Source organism: Paenibacillus oryziterrae (assembly GCF_042610485.1).
GTDB lineage: Bacteria > Bacillota > Bacilli > Paenibacillales > Paenibacillaceae > Paenibacillus_AQ.
In genome coordinates this window covers 185,764-202,329 of record NZ_JBGJZO010000003.1, presented here as the reverse complement: position 1 = coordinate 202,329, position 16,566 = coordinate 185,764, and the positions used below count along the sequence as shown (strand labels likewise).

The following is a 16,566-nucleotide window of genomic DNA, read 5'->3' as shown; positions in this document are numbered from 1 at the left end:
TCTATAACTTATGATTAGTTCTTAAACAGATCTACGACATGAGGAAGTTTCGTCGCGAAGCCTTCTGCGTATGGAATAAGCTTCCGTTGTCCCAATAAACTGTCTCTGGCACGGACACGTTCGATGTAGCCGTCATTCAGCGGTGTCGAAACGAAATCCTCCCCAGGAGATTTCTGGAATTGCGAACGATAACAGAGCAGCGACTTTTCCTTGATATCATAATACTGTGAAACATCAACAATCAAATCTGTACGACCCAGGTCATTGATAAAATAGAAATAAAGCTGGGGCGCAGGAATCGCCGGAAGCTCAGGCATATATTTGCGGAGCTTCGCATTAAATACAGCCTCCTCCACAAGCTTACTGCAAGCGATATGGTCAGGATGGCGGTCTTCCCAATAAGGAGCAAACACTATAGCAGGAGCAGCCTTACGAATTTCAGCTGTTACTGCCGCTAAATGCTGTTCTGTCAGATACAACCCGCGGTCAGGCAGACCCAGATTGCTGCGCATGGCGACACCCAGCACTTCAGCCGCCAAACGCGCTTCTTCCTTACGTCCTTCTACTGTACCGTTAGATGACATTTCTGCCGCAGTCAAATCGCAGATGCCAACCTTATAGCCCGAAGCGGAATGCTTGGCAATGGTCCCTGCCATTCCAATCTCCGCGTCATCCGCATGAGCGCCAAAGACAAGAATATCGAGCTTCATTCCTCTATACCCGGTTTGTATTTATGTACCAGATCACGCCAGCCGAAATCTCCCCGGTCAATGGCTTTGACCAGAATTTCAGCAGTTGCAATATTCGTTGCCACCGGAATACCATACACATCGCAAAGACGTAGCAGCGCCGTAATATCGGGTTCATGCGGCTGCGCCATCAGCGGATCGCGCAAAAAGATAATCAGATCCAGCTCGTCCTGTGCAACCAAAGCGCCAATCTGCTGGTCGCCACCAAGAGGTCCGGACATAAATCTGTTGATTTTAAGGTTCGTTGCATCCATAATCCGCTGGCCGGTTGTGCCTGTAGAATACATCTGATGCCCCTCAAATACGTGCTCATAGGCGATCACGAAATTAACCATTTCATCCTTTTTGCGGTCATGGGCAATAAAAGCTATCTTCATCATATTTTTTCTCTCCCGTCTAATCGATAAAATGATCAAACCCATAGATCATGCCGGTATACTCCATGACCTTCTGCACTCCCATTTTGACGCCAGGCATATAACCAGCGCGTTCATAGGAATCATGTCTGATCTTCAGTGTCTGACCAAAACCTCCGAATACCACTTCTTCCTGGGCAAAAACACCTGGCAAGCGCACACTGTGAATACGGAATCCGTTGTAATAGGCGCCCCGGGCTCCCTCAATTACCTCTTCTTCTTTCGGATTGCCTTGACGGAGCTCTGCTCTGGCCTCTGAGATCATTTCAGCAGTCTTAATCGCCGTTCCTGAGGGCGCATCCAGCTTCTGGTCGCCATGGTATTCGATAATTTCCAAGTGAGGAAAATATTTAGCAGCCTGTGCTGCGAATTTCATCATCAGAATAGCACCGATAGAGAAGTTTGGAGCGATCAAACCGCCAATTCCCTGCTCCTTGCACTGCTCGTCCAATTCACTTATCTGCTGCGGTGTGAACCCTGTGGTTCCAATCACCGGACGAACTCCATATTTAATAGCAAGTGCAGTATTAGCATAAGCGGATTGTGGTGTTGTGAAGTCCACCAGAACATCTGCAGTAACGGATTCAAGGACCGATTCCAGATCCGGGGAGACCTCGATGCCCGAAACCTCCAGGCCTACAAGCTGTCCAGCATCCAGACCCTGGGAACTGCGATCCACCGCTGCCGCCAGTTCCAGCTCTTCATCCTGAAGCACCAGCTTTACGACTTCTTTCCCCATTCTACCGCCGGCTCCAGCCACAATAACTCTGATTCTGCTACTCATATCCATCAACCCCGCTTTCTCTGATTTCTATAGCTACTTCATATATTTTTTCAAAGATTTCTGAAGATCCTTCATCATCTGCTGCAAGCCGGCATCATCCGGATGCAGTAGAATTACTTCTTTTAATGCGGAGATAGCCTGCAGATGCTCATTCATCCGGCTATGCGCCAATGCCAGCCATACATAGGCATCGCCATTCAGCGGATCTAAGCTGATCGCTTCTTTGAGCAAAGTAATAGGACGGTATGGATTCCTATCAGCTTTCTCCTCTGCCTCCAGCAGCCCTTTAGCTTCCTGCACAAGCGCCAAAGCCTGCAAATGCTGCAAATGCAGTTTGTATTCGGGCTTGCCCCCGTCCAGTGTTACTGCGGCAAGAGCGTGTTCAATAGCTTTATCCAGCCGGCCATTTCGCCCGTAGGTAATCGAGCAGCGGTACCGAACCTCTGCATCACTGGGACTTTCGGAGATCGCTGCCTCAAAGCAGACAATCGCTTCGGCGAAGTCACTGCGCAATATCGCACGATATGCCTGTCTAACATAATCTTCTGGACTCATATGCACCATCCTCACGGCTAAACGCCGATCGTTTGGTACAGCATATGTAATAACTGCCTAATCGGTGTTAATTTTCGTCCATCGCTCAGCATCTCTGGTGTTAAATTTATGCATCACTTTATTATGGGCTTCGGTAAGATCAATACCCAGTGAATTGGCGAAACAAATCGTAATAAACAGTATATCACCAAGCTCCAGCTCGATGGAATTTTCAGCTTCATCTTTCCGCTTAGGTTTCTCGCCAAACTGGTGATTAACCTCGCGGGCAAGCTCACCGACTTCCTCGGACATCCGGGCCAGCATAGATAAGGGGCTGAAATAGCCTTCTTTGAATTGGGATATATAAGCGTCTACTTCACGCTGGATTTCAGTTAAGCTTTTTTCCATATAATACTGATCCTCCTCCTAGCAGCATCTTGCCTTCTGTTTGCCCCTATGTTATCGTAAAGACGTTTTGAAGACAAATCTTTTTTAAATGAGGGATTCCATGAATTCATCCAAAGCCGTCGCTATTTCCAAAACAGTAGCCCCCATTATGCTGGGCACAGCAATTTATGCCTTCGGTCTGCTGTACTTCATTATCCCGAACCAGCTTATGGAAGGCGGGGTTACCGGGATAACCATCCTGCTTAATTATGCCTTTAGTATCCCGATCTTTCTGACCACCCTGCTCATTAATCTTCCATTGTTTTTCTTGGGCTGGAAAATGCTTGGATCCCATCAAATCGTATATACAGGTATTGGTATCGGCTCATTGACTTTCTTCCTGTGGCTGTTTGAATGGATGATCAATTCCGGCTGGATTGAGCCTTTCCGCACAGAGCATGATTTTATTCTTGCTTCATTATATGCCGGCGTCACATTAGGGATGGGATTAGGGATTGTTTTTCGTTTTGGCGGAACTACAGGCGGAGTGGATATCGTCGCCAGAATCCTTGGCAGAAGCTTTGGCTGGAGTATGGGCCAGGTGATTCTTGCCATTGATATCGTCATTATCGGCACTTCACTGCTGTATATTCCGAAAGAACAAATTTTGTATACTCTTGTAGCTGTCTTTATTTCATCAAGAGTGATTGACTTTATCCAAGAAGGTGCTTACGCCGCTAAAGCTTTTACCATCATTAGTGATCACGCCCCGGCAATCGCTGATCTGATCACAGTAGAGCTTGAACGCGGGGTAACTCTAATTCCTGCAATCGGCGCTTATTCCAAGCAGGCAAAGCATATGGTGTATTGCGTAGTTTCAAGACAAGAGATTCGCAGGCTCAGTCAGCTTGTGAAATCCGTGGATCCGCGGGCCTTTGTGATTATCAGTGATGTTCACGATGTACACGGAGAAGGCTTTAAGGAAACTTAGGAACGAAATGGATACTGTCAGCCGAATATACAAAAGCCGCAAATCTCCCTGTACAAGAGATCTGCGGCTTATTTGTTGTTTCGTATGATTTCTGAAGCCTATACCGGCCGCCAATTCTCGTTCTCGGCACGATATTTCCGGTAACCGGCATATCCGAGCACCGCAAGAATAAATCCTGCAGCCAGCATCCCCCAAGCCCCGTATTGTTCAGGTGCCATAGGAAGTGATAACACGGGCTCCTCCCGCTCCTTACCGAATAATACTCGCAGCGCCTCCTGCCCATAAGACACAATCTCCAGAAGCCGCGCCCGATCTGGTGCAGTGGAGAGCGATGGTATTCCCGCAGCATAGGATAGCCATGAATCAAAGGCATTCACCGCCTCTGGGGATCGTGAGATAATCACGGCTGGCCGTATGTTATCATATCTGTTCTGCAGCGATTGCACGGACGCCTTCCAGCCTGCCAAATCTCTTACCGATGCACTTTTCTCTAATTGGTTCATATCTTCACGGAAAAGCTTATAATATTGCTCCCACATCGGCTGTCGTGGATGAGCCAGACTATTAGCCGCTAGTCGCAGCCTCACTGCAGCAGTCTCCCATCGTTCCTGTGATATTTCTGCAGCAGCTACAGCAGCCTTTAAATCCAAGATTACGCCAGAGAGAGCATTGATTCCCTCAACTGTGGTCAGTCCTTCAAATGATGACGAGACAAACAGCCGGGAGATCGCCTCCGTCTCCTGCCTCACCTTCATGACATCGCCTTTTAGTACATTACCATATAAAGACTCCGCTGCTTGCTCCAGTTGGAGCGCCCGGCTCTGGGCAGTGGCCTGTCCGGAATCTCCACTGCTTCCGGAAGCAGAATCCACTGTTCCCGCGGATGACATGAACAGCAGACAGCAAAGGATCAAACCTATAACAAATTTATGCCTCTCAAGCGGCATGAGACATCCCCCCTGTCTTATAGTTATGACAGGGGGGACAAGGGTTAGAACAGCTGCAGATAGATTATTGAAGATCTCTTGAACACTAGTCTGCCTTCTTACGCTTTACAGTCAACCACGCTGCTGCCGCGCTGCATAAGGTAAGGGTGAACGTGAATAGTTGAACGCTCGTCACATCATCTTCAAGAACCGAAGGCAGCCACGGATATACACCATATGAATAATCAACGGTATCATTAAAAAGAGTCCATAGCAGCGCTAACGGCAGCATTTTCCGGCAGGAGAAAAAACGGGCAAACAGCAAAGCTTCAACCGCCATTCCCGTGTGGGAAATGATTAGCATCCAATCCTTCCAGCTGACGAAATCTCCCTGATATCCTCCAGCTGCAATCATACTGACGGCCCATACCCCATATTTCACGGAGGTAATCACAGCAAGTGCTTCAATGACTCCGCGGACTGTATACCCTGTAATACTTTTGGGAGGATAGAGCATCATCAACAGCGCCACGGTAAAGAATAGACTCGCCGTCGGGCTATCAGGTACAAGCGGCAGCAGCCAGAGCGGATAATTAGCGGCTGTAAACTCTAACTGATTCCCGTACCAGATATAACCATAAATCGTGCCTAGAAAATTGATGACGAACAGCAGCCATAATACTGCCCGCTGTTTAAGTATGATTTCACTCCATTTACCTAACATAGAAACGGTTAACCTCCCGGATATGTATGTCTTTACTCATGCAAAAAACCTGACCGCGTATACGATCAGGCTGCGTCATAACCTTATTCTACTGTTCACTTTTTTGTTTCGCAAGCCATCCCGCAAGATCATCAACGTCCTGGTCGGTCAAGCCGGCACTGATGGCGACATCATACATCTTAGGCATGTCCTCATAACCTTCTTTGATGATCGTAAGAATCTCTTCTTTACTATGCTTATCCCCCACACCCCGGAGCGAAGGTCCTGCGCCACCCTTGAGGTCGGTCGCATGGCACGAAACACAAGTTGCCTGCTTAAAGAGCGCCATTGCCGGATCATCCTTATCCACTATGGCCACCGATTCATTCTTAATTGCACTTGAAGTAGGCAGTCCTTTGGCTTTGTTCTCTGCCGCCTTCTCCTCACGCTGTACATCTTCGGGAATCTGTCCGGTTACTGCCATCTCATGTTTGTATTCGGTCCAGGCTGTATTTGTAAGATAAATAATCGCTGCCAACGATAGAAACATCAGCGATGAAGCAATCGGACGTCGGTAGAATCGCCGTTCTCTCCCAGTGTCAATAAACGGTGCTAAGAGAAGTGATCCGAAAGCAACACCCGTAACTCCGAGTGTTCCCAGAACAATATAACTTCCCGAAGCATAAGGAAGCTTCAGATATTGATAGAGAAAGAGAAAATACCAGTCCGGAATAGGAATAACCGTTGCGGTCGCCGAAGCAGGAAATCCAAGCGGTGCAGGTTCAGAAATGGTAAGCACCAGAATTCCCACCAGCACAACCACCCCAACCATCCACTCTTTCAACAGAAAATTGGGTATAAAAGCTTCAGATTTACCAGGATAAGCACTGTAGTCCGGAGGAGAGATAAATCCGCTGCCTCTACGTACGCGCGAATCACCGACAAATACTACTTTTTCTTTAGACTTGTCACTGTGTGCCATTGTATTCCTCCCTCTCTAAGGTTGCTCTGCCTTGGTTTATAACGGACCGGATATCCCTTGTCTGCGGATCATTATAAAGTGTCCAACGAGCAGTATAAGCAGGACCGCCGGGAGGAAGAATACATGGAGGGCAAAGAACCGCGTCAACGTTTCAGCACCTACGATAGAACCGCCCTGCATCAGTTCCTTAAGCACCGGTCCCATCACCGGTACGGAGTTGGCAATCTCCAATGTAACTTTTGTTGCGAAATAAGCTTTATTGTCCCATGGCAGCAGGTAACCGGTGAGTCCTAGGCCCAGCATCACAAAAAAGATCAGCATGCCTACAACCCAGTTCATCTCGCGGGGCGCCTTATACGAACCTGTGAAGAAGACCCGCATCGTGTGCAAAAACATCATAACTATAACAAGACTTGCTCCCCAGTGATGCATACCTCGTACAATCTGCCCGAATGCAACCTTCGTCTGCAAATATTCGACGCTTGCATAGGCATTAATAATATCAGGAACATAATACATGGTGAGGAACATACCCGATAAAATCTGAATAACAGTGATAAAAAAAGTAAGTCCGCCGAAACAATAGACAAAAGCTGAGAAGTGATGCGCCGGATTCACATGCTCAGGCACCTCATGGTCGGCTACGTCTCTCCAGATGGGCGTGATGTCCAGACGCTCGTCAATCCAGTTATAGACATTTTTAAACATCAGAATCTACGCCTCCTTCTTGGCCTCGGAATTTGGAACAATGTCGCCCAGCAGAACCCAACCGTTCTCAATTTTCACTGTATATTGATCCAGTGGCTTTGGTGCAACCGCCAGATTTTTCCCTGATTTGGTATAACGTGCACCATGGCAAGGACAGTGGTATTCATCAGGCGTACTTTGGTTATTGTTCCATCCGACCGTGCAGCCTAGATGCTTACATACCGGTGAAAGCGCATAAATTTCTCCCTGATCGTTTTTTCGAATCCAAGCGGTAAGGGTCGCCGTACTTGAATACCATCCGTCCTGCTGCGGCAGCTCAAAGGTGAACTCCTGTGGCTGAATGGTTATCATTTTTGTCTCCGCCACTTTCGTGAAATCCCCCGCACCCTTTTTATGTAGTATCGGGTCCACGGCAAAACGGACCATAGGGAGAATCGCACCTGCTCCCATAAAAGCGGTAGCACCGCCAAGCGTATACGTCAGGAATTGTCTGCGTGACATTTCTTTACGGCTGGGTGGTTTACCTTGCAAGGAATCCTGTTGCTCATTATGGCTGCTGCTCATATTGTTATAACCCCCTCTTTAAAGTATCAAGCACCTCGCGGTGTACCTTCAAAGATGCCGTTATCCCCTAATAAATCCCCTTGCTTCCGAAGATCATGGCAATGTCAATTAATATAAATAATGCGTTTTCAATGATAATAATCACATTCATATTAGTTCAACCTAATCATATCTTATGGCTCTAAAAACCGTCAAGAATATTGTCTGTTTTGTGACAAGCAGATAAATAATCAACAAAACAATTGTCATTATTTAGACACATTTAAATCTTGCCTTATTTTTTTTGCCACAACTCCTGTATCTTCTCGTTTATAAATTTCTTTGTTTGAAAGGGCGTCATGCTTTCAAGCAGACTCCGGGAAAAAATCACGTCACTTAAGGGGATTTCATCTTCCGAAATCACTATATCCGCACTCACCACAACCACATAACGAAAATATGTTGACTTCACTATCCGGCACAGCTCATTAATCTGTTCAAGTGAATTCCCGCCAGCATATTGAACAACGGGATATGATACTACCCGTCCACGAAACAGGTTCTCAAATATTTCCATGAAATCGCGTAGTCTTTCGAGTGCCCCTACTGCCTCTGGAGGGCTTTCTGTACCCGTTAATCCTGTATATGGAAGAAGGCAGGTATCATAAAAGTGCTTGTTCTCTTCCCAGGCAGCCGCGTCAAAATCACTGAATTTCATAGGTGTGCCCCCTCTTGAATTCATATAGTTTAACTTATACAACACGAAGAAACGGAAGCTCTGTTTCTTTTGAACAGATTCCGTTTCCCGAATACAATTGAGCTTTTTTATGCCAAGCTTTTAAGTTCTTCTGTGAGGTTTCGAAAAGCCGCCTCATCCCCTGCTGCCAGCGCTGTGTCAATCTCCCGGTACAAGATGTCGCTGCGGCGCTTTCGCAGCGCTTCGTCCCACACCATTTCCGCCGCCAAACCCAGCATCACTTCATAGGTAGCCTTCATTTTGTCCATTCGATACACCTCCGCTGTTTAAAAATTCCCGTATTCCATTCCCTTGTTCACGTAACTTTGTGTTGTATGTGCCATTCTGCGCAAATCGTCTTCCGTCAATTCTCGTATTACTTTGGCAGGGGAGCCTATGGAGAGTGTATAGGGTGGGATTTTTTTGTTCTCGGTTACAATCGATCCCGCTCCTATTAAAGCATATTCACCAATCTCCGCTCCGTTCAAGACAATTGCGCCCATTCCAATTAATGTGCCTTTACCTATGCGGCAGCCATGAATAATGGCCGAATGTCCTACTGAAATGTCGTCCCCCAGTATAAGCGGCAATCTTTCCCCTACATGCCCGACTGCATTATCCTGAATATTGCAGCGTTTCCCGATAACGACCGGTGCCAGATCTCCCCGAAGCACGGTATTAAACCATATGCTGGAGTGATCTCCCACTTCTACGTCACCCACCAGCTTCGCGCCTTCTGCAACGTATACAGAACCGCCAAGCCGGGGTATGTAAGCCCCATATGGAATCTGCATTCTCCCCCCCTTACTGCTGCAACCTGGGATTTCCCGCCTCCATTCCCCATGGAGTTGCTTTTACGACAAGCCCCCCAGGGGTCTCACCTATCCGCAGCAATCCCAAATGCAGCATCATGCCTAAGATCCGCTTCTCCAAAACCGTGCCGGCATCGTCGTAGTAGAAAGGTTTAATCAGCCAGCCCACTGCAGCATCCAAGGATGAAGCCGTTGTCCATTCCCATGTACAAGTACTGATCCAGTAGACGAGTGATGGAAGGTTTGGAATTGCGCCTTTATACAGTCTTAACCAAAAGGAGTATAACTGCATCAGGCTGTCTGATTTTCCTCCATCAAGAACGGTGTTCCCGGTTAACGTCAATTTCAGTCTGGAGCCTTCTTCTGCAATCCAGCGCCGGTGCCGTGCATAATCATAAAGCAAGGCGAGTCTCGGCGGATAATGTTGAGATGCTCTGCCATATCCAAAGGTCCACCCCCCTTTAACCAGCAGCGGTTCCGGTATATTCAGGGCATTCATCAAGCCTTGCTGAACCCTTTTATACAGTGCTCCCTCAAGATTCAGCTCAGGCTCGTTGTCCCTGATATATTGCAGCATAAGCATTAGATCCTGCAGGGTCAAATCCCCTTCATCCCTATACACATCAGGTTCACCGCTACGAATGATCTTCTCCTTGATATGCTCACCCAGATGCTCTCGGAAGCGTTTCTTAAGATCTTGGGGTACCTGATACATAAACCGGGTTTGCTGCGAAGAACCGTTAAAGATCCAGCCAGAGTTCTTGAAACGGGCTACCGCTTCACGGTAACTGTTATTGGATTCCGCAGGAGCATCAAAATAAGCCTGCCTGGCTGTGGCCAGCAAATCTTCAAGACTGAAGCTGTTCCTTTCATCGAACATCAACGTATTCATAAAACGTAAGTCTCTCGGAGAGCAACCCCGGATTTGCTCTTTCATGAACTCTTTACTGCCAGTCGCTATCAATATGCTTTGAATCAGGTCGTGCTTGGAATTTTGTTTGCATTCACACTGGTAACGGCCCGCGATTGCCGTCAATTGCCCAATATCTGCATAGCTAAGCATATCCGCCAGATTCATCATTTATCGCCTCGCCGTTTTACTACCATTATGGGAAAACCTGCTCGTTTTATTCTCTTTCGGCAAAAAAAATAACCCGAAAGGTCGGGTCAGTGCTGATTCTGCAAAAGATGCCGCGAACAGTTATACAGTAGCGGGCTCCACTCAAATTCAGTTTTCTCCAGAATCGTAAGGGAGAGATTGCCGATTCGTTCAGAATACTTATCTTTATAAAGGGCATTGTAGAGCTGCGCCAGAAATCCGCCGTGGGACACGATTAACACATTATGATTGGAATGCTCCGCAGCCAGTTCCTCCAGAAAATCCAAAGCCCGTATCTGCAGCTGCTCATCATTTTCTTGCCCCAGATTAAGCGAATTCCAATCCTTACCCCATTTCGCTTCACGTTCCTGTGCTGTAAGGCCTTCAACTTGTCCATAGGCCCGTTCCCGGATCCGGCTGTCGGGAGATAACATGGGGATGCCCAGCTTACCGGCAATGATCACTCCAGTTTCTTCAGCCCGCGAAAGGTTGCTGGTAATGCAATAATCCCAGTGGTAACTCTCTTGTCCGAGCCGGTCCGCCAGCATTCCAGCCTGTCTTCGGCCTTCATTATTGAGCGGAATATCGCTTTGTCCCTGTATCTTTCCTGCAGCATTCCAATCCGTCAGTCCATGGCGTATTAAGCCAATCAGCATGCAGCAACCCTTCCTCTCGCTTATTTGTCTCTTAATGTACCACGGATGAAAGTAAATGTCTTCTTTTTGAAATATTAAAAAGTAACGGCTGTGCTGTCTTACAGGGACCACAACTGTTTCTCATAGAAATATACGGCTAATCTATAGAGTGAAGCATATAAATTCTTATATAATAAAACAGCCTAAAAAGCCCCTTTTCCATAGGAAAGGGACTTTTCAGGATCTCCGGTAACGATTCAGACGTGTTAGTGAAACCACTGAGAGTACAATACCCAGTGCAGATAGTACCATCCAATATTGCGGGTGCGAAGGGCCCATACTAACGACAAAAGGTTCAATCACTCCGCTCTCAGGCGCCGTCTCCGGGTAAGCAGAAGTCCAGTTAACCTCTATTCCGGCAACACCGGTATCCACAATACCGCTTTCTGAAATCATCATATTGCCCGGAGCTTTAAACATGGTGAAGTATAAGAAGCTGCATAGAAATACGGCCAAAAAACATGCTATCCATAAACTGATACGTCGCCGGAAAATGGCAGAGTTGCCAGCAGTTTTCCCGTCACCCGGCATGAGCCAAGGGCTCTCCAGATATATTCTCTCCATAACTCTTGCATTAACAGCTTCAGCGCGTTCAAAGCTGATCTCTTCTTTCATATCTTGCATAAGCAAACTGCTTTCCTGCCATACTTCCCATTCAGCGGCACAGTACGGACAACCCGCAATATGCCTCTCAAGTATGATCCGCTTCGCATGGGTGGGGGGAGCGTCCCACAAAAGCGGAATGGAGTCTTGCGCTTCCCTGCAATTCATAGGCCTTACACCCTCTCAACCTGCTCATCAAATACAGGTTCATAAAAATAGGATTCAAGCTGGAGCTTCACGCTGCTCCTGGCACGGAACAGCAAGGATTTGACGGAGCTAACGCTCTGGTCCAAAATCACTGCAATTTCCTGATAATCCATTTGGTCGTATTCACGCAGAATCAGCGCTGAGCGTTGCTTCTCCGGCAGATTGTTGATTGCTTCACGTACCAGGTTCATTCGTTCCTTGCGGAGTGCTGCCTGCTCAGGAGCCACCTCAAGCGGCGCTACCGGGACATAACCGCTTTCCTCAAGGGAAACATTGCCTGCACGGTTCTTCCGCAGCTCACTGAGCACCGTATTGCGGGCGATTGTATATAACCAGGTGGAGAAGGATGCATCTACTTCGCGGAACGAATGCAGACTGCGGAACGCCTTGTAGAACGTCTCCGAACAGAGATCCTCCGCAATCAGCTCCATGTGGGAGTTCTTGAGCATATGATAGACAAACGCCAAGATCTTACGTTGGTACCGGCGCATTAATTCAGAATAAAGTTCCGTATCGCCTTGTTTAATCAGCTGGATTAACTGGGAATCCGTCATGTTGGGTTCGGCCCTCCTCGCCCTTGCACGTCTATCCCGTCCGGACCTATTCATTATTACCGGACAGGTGAAAAAAAGTTGCGGTGTTACCATACAAATATACGAAATACTCCTATGTATATTCACATACCCAAAAATTAAGGCATGCCTCAGATTTGACGTCCAAATTAAAATGTTCTGTAAAAAGACCTTCTTTATTGTAGCATACATCCCTATCAGATTTCATCAATAGACCTAAGTTTAGTAGAATTGCACAGAAGGTTCTGCTTTATTTGACATGATATTTGTTAATCGTCAGCCAATAGACGAGCACCTGGCCAAGCCCGAGACTTCCAAGCACGATTACAACAAGCATCCGGGTGAGCGGGAATAATAACGTGAGTAAGAAAGCCACCGGGAGGGCAAAACTGAAAAAGACATATACATTACGGCAGGCTTTATGAGTAATCCACCGCTTTCCCTCATCCTGCTCATTAAAATGCCAGGGCAACCATCTGTTGTTGGCGATCGGATGCTCAGGATTGTTCTTGTTGTAAATGCTTCTGGACAAATTCCAGGTCATCTGGATGGCAAGATTCAGTAGTAATATCCAAGGCAATACATGGATAGTAAGTTTATCAGCAGCATACATAATGCTTATTATAATCAGTAAACACCAGGTAATCATCGTATATAACGGGGAACGCAGTATTCGTTCTAGCATATAAATGGCTCCTTTTTATAAGAATCCTGTAAATGCATCCACAAACTATTTGGCAGAATATTTGCGGGTAGTTATCCAGTACGTCAATAATTGTCCCGCTCCGAGCAGAAAAAGCACAACTATAGGAACAAACGGTGAATAAATAGTACACACACACGCGAATATCCCAAAGGGGATTCCTACGGAGAAGAAGATATATACGTTCCTGCACGCTTTATAGGTAACCCACTGCTGACCTTCATCCAACTCCTTAAACTCTCTTGGCATCCATAATTTTCGGATATTAGACTTAGCAGGATTTTTACGTTCAAACTTCCCTTCAAGAACGATCCACACAATCCAAAGAATGAAATAAACGGTTCCGGGTGTAAACCATAATTTATTGATGTCAATATTAGTCAAAGCTAATATGGCTGACGTAGTAACCCACAACATTGTGAAAATTGCAAACAGCGGCGAACGAACCAAACGCTCAAGCATTGTATTGGCCTCCCTTGATTAAATAAAATACTTCCTCAACAGTAACCTCGAAAGCTGCAGCAATCTTCAAAGCCATCGCTACTGATGGGGCGTAGTCGCCCTTCTCGATTAATCCGATGGTCTGCCTCGTTACGCCGATAGCATCCGCCAGTTCCTGCTGCGTCAAATCATAACGTGCACGCAATTCCTTAACCCGGTTCCCCAGCATCCCTAGCCGGCCCCTTTCCTTATCATGGAATTAATTGTAATATGCTCCGCTTTTAATGTAAAGGATCATTTGCATTTTGACAATAATCCATTGCAAATAATCTCAATCTCTATATTGGATCCCTGGACCTGGCAAATAGTTTGAATTAACTGTTGACAGAATGTAAACGTATACATATAATAAAAGTACAGTATGGTTTCTCTCCACTCCTATCCAAAACTGCTGCTCTATATGAGCAAAGGCCGCTTTTTGTAAGCGGTCTTTTTTTTTGTCTATTTTTAGAACGTCATATCGGTAGACTGAAGTAGTTGGATATAGAGTGTTTACATGGAATAACATGCTATAATTTTGCATCCAGGCAGCATTTTGAAGAATTACATGGAAAATCAGGCGTTAATTAGATTTTATTAATGACAGCCAACTAAAAGCCGGGGCTGAGGCCCCGGCTTCTAAACGTACACCATATAATCTTTGTGCTGCAAGAGCGCTCTGGCCCGCTCCATATCGTTCTCTTGTCGGAACGACAGACGCATGATGCCCGGCACATCTTCCCGGCTCTCAATAATCTGGATATTGCTAAGATTGATGCCTTGATCTCCAAGCTCTGTGGCAATCCGCCCGATAATACCCGGATGGTCAGGAACATCAATATGAAGATCAAACAGGGGTGCAATCATCCCTTTTCGCCGCTCAGGCAGCTGGTTGCGGAATCCATTCGCTTCGCTAAAGGCATCCTCGATCCCTTCCCCATCCTCATTCTCAAGCAGCTGTACAAAGGTAGATACCTCCTGATTCCAGTCCTTCAGCAGCTTCAGCATCACCTCGCGGTTATTCAGCAGAATATCACGCCAGATCACGGGGTCACTGGAAGCGATCCGCGTAATGTCACGGAAACCGCCCGCCGCGAGTGTGCTGTACAAGGAATCTGAATCATCGTAGGTATGAATTTGATTCACGAGTGCAACTGCGATAATATGCGGCAAATGGCTGATCGCGCCAACAATTTCATCATGCCGTTCCGGATCCAGACGGACGATCTGAGCCCGGGTATGTAACAACAGAGATTCCAGAGAATGAGTAGCTTCCTCCGGAACTCCCGGTGGCGGTGTAAGCACATAATAAGCATTCTCAAACAACAACGAAGATGCAGCCTCCACACCAGAACGTTCTGACCCGGCCATCGGGTGACCTCCGATAAAATGGACACCGGGAAGATCCAGTGTAAGCGCACAGGCGGCAATACTGGCTTTGGTGCTGCCTACGTCTGTAATAATACAACCCGGCTTCAATGGAAGCCCGCTTAGCTGACGAAGGTAACCTTCAAGCAAACTCACAGGTACGCATAAAAAAATATAATCCGCATCGTGCGCAGCTTCCGCAAGGGAAGTAGTAGCATTGTCCACCACACCTCGACTGACATACTTGGCAGCTAATTCAGGACGGTGGGCGTAGCCGGTTACATGAAGCCCTTTCTTGCCTTTAAAGCAAAGGGCCAGAGAGCCGCCGATCAGTCCGACTCCAACAATCGTTATTTTTGTCGTCATGTCTTTGAACAACCTGCCTTCTCTATGGTCTGCATTGTGCAGGGTAGCTGGTAGCTTACGCGTTAACGCCTTGTTCGCTCAGAACCTGCTCCAGCGCGGTAATAAAAGCCTGGTTCTGCTCGATTGAGCCAACCGTAACCCGGATGCAGGAAGGATACAGACGATGCCCGGCTCTGACTATGATCCCTTTGCGGAGCAACGAATCAAATACATCAACTGCAGGTTTACGCACATCGACCATAATGAAGTTGCCGTGAGCCGGATAAGCCTTAAGTCCCAGCCTTTGGAATTCCCCCATCAACTGAATAATCCCTGCACTGTTGAGCCTCCGGCATTCCTGAACATATTCCTGATCATGAAGTGCCGCCAGCGCTGCTGCCTGGGCCAGACGTGAAGTATTAAACGGTTCGCGGACCTGATTAATCAGCTTGATTACCTCCGGACTACCAACTCCATATCCGATCCGGAGGGCAGCGAGGCCATAAATTTTGGAGAACGTGCGAAGTACAACAAGATTAGGGTAAGTCTCAAGCAGCTTTATTCCATCCGTATAGGACAGATCTGTTACGTATTCGGCATAAGCCTCATCCAGGACAACCATAACTTTTGAAGGTACAGCCTTCAGAAAAGTCGTCAAGGCATCATGCGATACGATGGTTCCTGTCGGGTTGTTGGGATTGCATACCCAAATTACCTTAGTCCGATCATTGATTTGTGCCAGCATACCATCCAGATCATGGGTTCCGGATACCAAGGGTACTTCTACTGTTACCGCATTTTCAATATCGGCATTGCTCTTATATACGGAGAAGGTCTGATCCGCCATAATCGTTTCGTCCCCCGGCAGAAAAAACGCGCGGGCAATCAAAGCGATAATCTCATCTGACCCGCAGCCAAAAATAATTTGCTCATTCCTCACGCCGAGATGCTCCGCCAGTGCTGTTGTTAAATCTGCAGCAGATCCATCGGGATACAAGCTGAGATTATCCAGCTCCGCCATAATAGCTGCTTTTGTCTTGGGGGAGGAGCCGTATGGATTTTCATTGGAAGCGAGTTTGATTACATCATCAAGTCCCAGCTCCATCTTCACTTCTTCTATAGGCTTCCCGGGTTTATAAACCGGCAGATCCACAATATTAGGCTTTGGATTCATTCAGAGGCCCCTCTCTTTCTGTACGTTATCTTAATAAAATATTGCAGCT

23 protein-coding genes are annotated in these 16,566 nt (G+C 47.0%); 1 reads left to right on the top strand and 22 read right to left on the bottom strand.

Annotated elements, in window-relative coordinates:
- Positions 1-14: 14 nt before the first annotated feature.
- The 5 genes from bshB1 to ACAN55_RS05610 are packed head-to-tail and all read right to left on the bottom strand — an operon-like array spanning position 15 to position 2,891.
- Positions 15-710 carry a bacillithiol biosynthesis deacetylase BshB1 gene (gene bshB1 / locus ACAN55_RS05630; protein WP_379129275.1) on the bottom strand — a complete coding sequence of 232 codons (696 nt, stop codon included), beginning with the start codon at positions 708-710 and terminating at the stop codon, positions 15-17.
- The gene (gene mgsA / locus ACAN55_RS05625; RefSeq protein WP_379129272.1) at positions 707-1,129 is read right to left on the bottom strand and encodes a methylglyoxal synthase; all 423 of its coding nucleotides are present in this window, start codon (positions 1,127-1,129) and stop codon (positions 707-709) included. The genes bshB1 and mgsA overlap by 4 nt, the downstream gene beginning before the upstream one ends.
- 16 nt (positions 1,130-1,145) lie before the next feature.
- Positions 1,146-1,949, bottom strand: a complete 804-nt coding sequence (gene dapB / locus ACAN55_RS05620; RefSeq protein WP_379129269.1) for a 4-hydroxy-tetrahydrodipicolinate reductase — start codon at positions 1,947-1,949, stop codon at positions 1,146-1,148.
- Positions 1,950-1,982: 33 nt separating this feature from the next.
- Positions 1,983-2,504: a tetratricopeptide repeat protein gene (locus ACAN55_RS05615; protein ID WP_379129267.1), complete on the bottom strand. Its 522-nt coding sequence runs from the start codon at positions 2,502-2,504 to the stop codon at positions 1,983-1,985.
- Between the two features lie 57 nt (positions 2,505-2,561).
- Positions 2,562-2,891: a nucleotide pyrophosphohydrolase gene (locus tag ACAN55_RS05610; RefSeq protein ID WP_379129264.1), complete on the bottom strand. Its 330-nt coding sequence runs from the start codon at positions 2,889-2,891 to the stop codon at positions 2,562-2,564.
- Positions 2,892-2,991: 100 nt separating this feature from the next.
- Between ACAN55_RS05610 and ACAN55_RS05605 the strand changes: the two genes are divergently transcribed.
- A complete protein-coding gene (locus ACAN55_RS05605) occupies positions 2,992-3,861 on the top strand; it encodes a YitT family protein (protein ID WP_379129262.1) in 870 nt (289 codons plus the stop codon).
- A gap of 98 nt (positions 3,862-3,959) precedes the next feature.
- Here ACAN55_RS05605 and ACAN55_RS05600 read toward each other — a convergent pair whose 3' ends face one another.
- The 17 genes from ACAN55_RS05600 to hisC form a co-directional block, all read right to left on the bottom strand.
- On the bottom strand, positions 3,960-4,808 hold the full coding sequence (locus ACAN55_RS05600; protein WP_379129260.1) for a sporulation protein YpjB: 849 nt from the start codon (positions 4,806-4,808) through the stop codon (positions 3,960-3,962).
- An 85-nt stretch (positions 4,809-4,893) separates the two neighbouring features.
- Positions 4,894-5,511 (bottom strand): DUF1405 domain-containing protein, encoded by a 618-nt coding sequence (locus ACAN55_RS05595; protein ID WP_379129258.1) that lies wholly within the window; start codon positions 5,509-5,511, stop codon positions 4,894-4,896.
- An 88-nt stretch (positions 5,512-5,599) separates the two neighbouring features.
- The gene (locus tag ACAN55_RS05590; protein WP_379129256.1) at positions 5,600-6,472 is read right to left on the bottom strand and encodes a menaquinol-cytochrome c reductase cytochrome b/c subunit; all 873 of its coding nucleotides are present in this window, start codon (positions 6,470-6,472) and stop codon (positions 5,600-5,602) included.
- A gap of 36 nt (positions 6,473-6,508) precedes the next feature.
- Positions 6,509-7,180: a menaquinol-cytochrome c reductase cytochrome b subunit gene (qcrB, locus tag ACAN55_RS05585; protein WP_219221168.1), complete on the bottom strand. Its 672-nt coding sequence runs from the start codon at positions 7,178-7,180 to the stop codon at positions 6,509-6,511.
- A 6-nt stretch (positions 7,181-7,186) separates the two neighbouring features.
- Positions 7,187-7,744 carry a Rieske (2Fe-2S) protein gene (locus tag ACAN55_RS05580; RefSeq protein WP_379129251.1) on the bottom strand — a complete coding sequence of 186 codons (558 nt, stop codon included), beginning with the start codon at positions 7,742-7,744 and terminating at the stop codon, positions 7,187-7,189.
- Positions 7,745-8,018: 274 nt separating this feature from the next.
- Entirely contained in the window at positions 8,019-8,441 is a 423-nt protein-coding gene (locus ACAN55_RS05575) for a DUF2487 family protein (RefSeq protein WP_379129249.1), read from the bottom strand.
- A gap of 107 nt (positions 8,442-8,548) precedes the next feature.
- A complete protein-coding gene (locus ACAN55_RS05570) occupies positions 8,549-8,728 on the bottom strand; it encodes an IDEAL domain-containing protein (RefSeq protein WP_036657134.1) in 180 nt (59 codons plus the stop codon).
- 18 nt (positions 8,729-8,746) lie between these two features.
- Positions 8,747-9,253, bottom strand: a complete 507-nt coding sequence (locus tag ACAN55_RS05565; RefSeq protein WP_379129247.1) for a gamma carbonic anhydrase family protein — start codon at positions 9,251-9,253, stop codon at positions 8,747-8,749.
- A gap of 10 nt (positions 9,254-9,263) precedes the next feature.
- Positions 9,264-10,349: a hypothetical protein gene (locus ACAN55_RS05560; protein ID WP_379129245.1), complete on the bottom strand. Its 1,086-nt coding sequence runs from the start codon at positions 10,347-10,349 to the stop codon at positions 9,264-9,266.
- Positions 10,350-10,438: 89 nt separating this feature from the next.
- Positions 10,439-11,026: a histidine phosphatase family protein gene (locus tag ACAN55_RS05555; protein ID WP_379129243.1), complete on the bottom strand. Its 588-nt coding sequence runs from the start codon at positions 11,024-11,026 to the stop codon at positions 10,439-10,441.
- A 216-nt stretch (positions 11,027-11,242) separates the two neighbouring features.
- Complete coding sequence (locus ACAN55_RS05550; protein WP_379129241.1) at positions 11,243-11,836, bottom strand: anti-sigma factor family protein; 594 nt, start codon at positions 11,834-11,836, stop codon at positions 11,243-11,245.
- Positions 11,837-11,841: 5 nt separating this feature from the next.
- Positions 11,842-12,429 (bottom strand): RNA polymerase sigma factor, encoded by a 588-nt coding sequence (locus tag ACAN55_RS05545; RefSeq protein ID WP_379129239.1) that lies wholly within the window; start codon positions 12,427-12,429, stop codon positions 11,842-11,844.
- A 268-nt stretch (positions 12,430-12,697) separates the two neighbouring features.
- Positions 12,698-13,132, bottom strand: a complete 435-nt coding sequence (locus ACAN55_RS05540; protein ID WP_379129237.1) for a hypothetical protein — start codon at positions 13,130-13,132, stop codon at positions 12,698-12,700.
- 45 nt (positions 13,133-13,177) lie between these two features.
- On the bottom strand, positions 13,178-13,612 hold the full coding sequence (locus tag ACAN55_RS05535) for a hypothetical protein (protein WP_379129234.1): 435 nt from the start codon (positions 13,610-13,612) through the stop codon (positions 13,178-13,180).
- Positions 13,605-13,820 (bottom strand): helix-turn-helix transcriptional regulator, encoded by a 216-nt coding sequence (locus ACAN55_RS05530; protein ID WP_379129231.1) that lies wholly within the window; start codon positions 13,818-13,820, stop codon positions 13,605-13,607. The genes ACAN55_RS05535 and ACAN55_RS05530 overlap by 8 nt, the downstream gene beginning before the upstream one ends.
- Positions 13,821-14,269: 449 nt before the next feature.
- On the bottom strand, positions 14,270-15,364 hold the full coding sequence (locus ACAN55_RS05525) for a prephenate dehydrogenase (protein WP_379129228.1): 1,095 nt from the start codon (positions 15,362-15,364) through the stop codon (positions 14,270-14,272).
- Positions 15,365-15,419: 55 nt separating this feature from the next.
- Entirely contained in the window at positions 15,420-16,517 is a 1,098-nt protein-coding gene (hisC, locus tag ACAN55_RS05520) for a histidinol-phosphate transaminase (RefSeq protein WP_379129226.1), read from the bottom strand.
- Between the last annotated feature and the right edge of the window lie 49 nt (positions 16,518-16,566).

Excerpts from the sequence above, each read along its gene's own strand:
- bshB1 (WP_379129275.1), bottom strand. The coding sequence starts at position 710 with ATGAAGCTCGATATTCTTGTCTTTGGCGCTCATGCGGATGACGCGGAG.
- mgsA (WP_379129272.1), bottom strand. The coding sequence starts at position 1,129 with ATGATGAAGATAGCTTTTATTGCCCATGACCGCAAAAAGGATGAAATG.
- dapB (WP_379129269.1), bottom strand. The coding sequence starts at position 1,949 with ATGAGTAGCAGAATCAGAGTTATTGTGGCTGGAGCCGGCGGTAGAATG.
- ACAN55_RS05615 (WP_379129267.1), bottom strand. The coding sequence starts at position 2,504 with ATGAGTCCAGAAGATTATGTTAGACAGGCATATCGTGCGATATTGCGC.
- ACAN55_RS05610 (WP_379129264.1), bottom strand. The coding sequence starts at position 2,891 with ATGGAAAAAAGCTTAACTGAAATCCAGCGTGAAGTAGACGCTTATATA.
- ACAN55_RS05605 (WP_379129262.1), top strand. The coding sequence starts at position 2,992 with ATGAATTCATCCAAAGCCGTCGCTATTTCCAAAACAGTAGCCCCCATT.
- ACAN55_RS05600 (WP_379129260.1), bottom strand. The coding sequence starts at position 4,808 with ATGCCGCTTGAGAGGCATAAATTTGTTATAGGTTTGATCCTTTGCTGT.
- ACAN55_RS05595 (WP_379129258.1), bottom strand. The coding sequence starts at position 5,511 with ATGTTAGGTAAATGGAGTGAAATCATACTTAAACAGCGGGCAGTATTA.
- ACAN55_RS05590 (WP_379129256.1), bottom strand. The coding sequence starts at position 6,472 with ATGGCACACAGTGACAAGTCTAAAGAAAAAGTAGTATTTGTCGGTGAT.
- qcrB (WP_219221168.1), bottom strand. The coding sequence starts at position 7,180 with ATGTTTAAAAATGTCTATAACTGGATTGACGAGCGTCTGGACATCACG.
- ACAN55_RS05580 (WP_379129251.1), bottom strand. The coding sequence starts at position 7,744 with ATGAGCAGCAGCCATAATGAGCAACAGGATTCCTTGCAAGGTAAACCA.
- ACAN55_RS05575 (WP_379129249.1), bottom strand. The coding sequence starts at position 8,441 with ATGAAATTCAGTGATTTTGACGCGGCTGCCTGGGAAGAGAACAAGCAC.
- ACAN55_RS05570 (WP_036657134.1), bottom strand. The coding sequence starts at position 8,728 with ATGGACAAAATGAAGGCTACCTATGAAGTGATGCTGGGTTTGGCGGCG.
- ACAN55_RS05565 (WP_379129247.1), bottom strand. The coding sequence starts at position 9,253 with ATGCAGATTCCATATGGGGCTTACATACCCCGGCTTGGCGGTTCTGTA.
- ACAN55_RS05560 (WP_379129245.1), bottom strand. The coding sequence starts at position 10,349 with ATGAATCTGGCGGATATGCTTAGCTATGCAGATATTGGGCAATTGACG.
- ACAN55_RS05555 (WP_379129243.1), bottom strand. The coding sequence starts at position 11,026 with ATGCTGATTGGCTTAATACGCCATGGACTGACGGATTGGAATGCTGCA.
- ACAN55_RS05550 (WP_379129241.1), bottom strand. The coding sequence starts at position 11,836 with ATGAATTGCAGGGAAGCGCAAGACTCCATTCCGCTTTTGTGGGACGCT.
- ACAN55_RS05545 (WP_379129239.1), bottom strand. The coding sequence starts at position 12,429 with ATGACGGATTCCCAGTTAATCCAGCTGATTAAACAAGGCGATACGGAA.
- ACAN55_RS05540 (WP_379129237.1), bottom strand. The coding sequence starts at position 13,132 with ATGCTAGAACGAATACTGCGTTCCCCGTTATATACGATGATTACCTGG.
- ACAN55_RS05535 (WP_379129234.1), bottom strand. The coding sequence starts at position 13,612 with ATGCTTGAGCGTTTGGTTCGTTCGCCGCTGTTTGCAATTTTCACAATG.
- ACAN55_RS05530 (WP_379129231.1), bottom strand. The coding sequence starts at position 13,820 with ATGCTGGGGAACCGGGTTAAGGAATTGCGTGCACGTTATGATTTGACG.
- ACAN55_RS05525 (WP_379129228.1), bottom strand. The coding sequence starts at position 15,364 with ATGACGACAAAAATAACGATTGTTGGAGTCGGACTGATCGGCGGCTCT.
- hisC (WP_379129226.1), bottom strand. The coding sequence starts at position 16,517 with ATGAATCCAAAGCCTAATATTGTGGATCTGCCGGTTTATAAACCCGGG.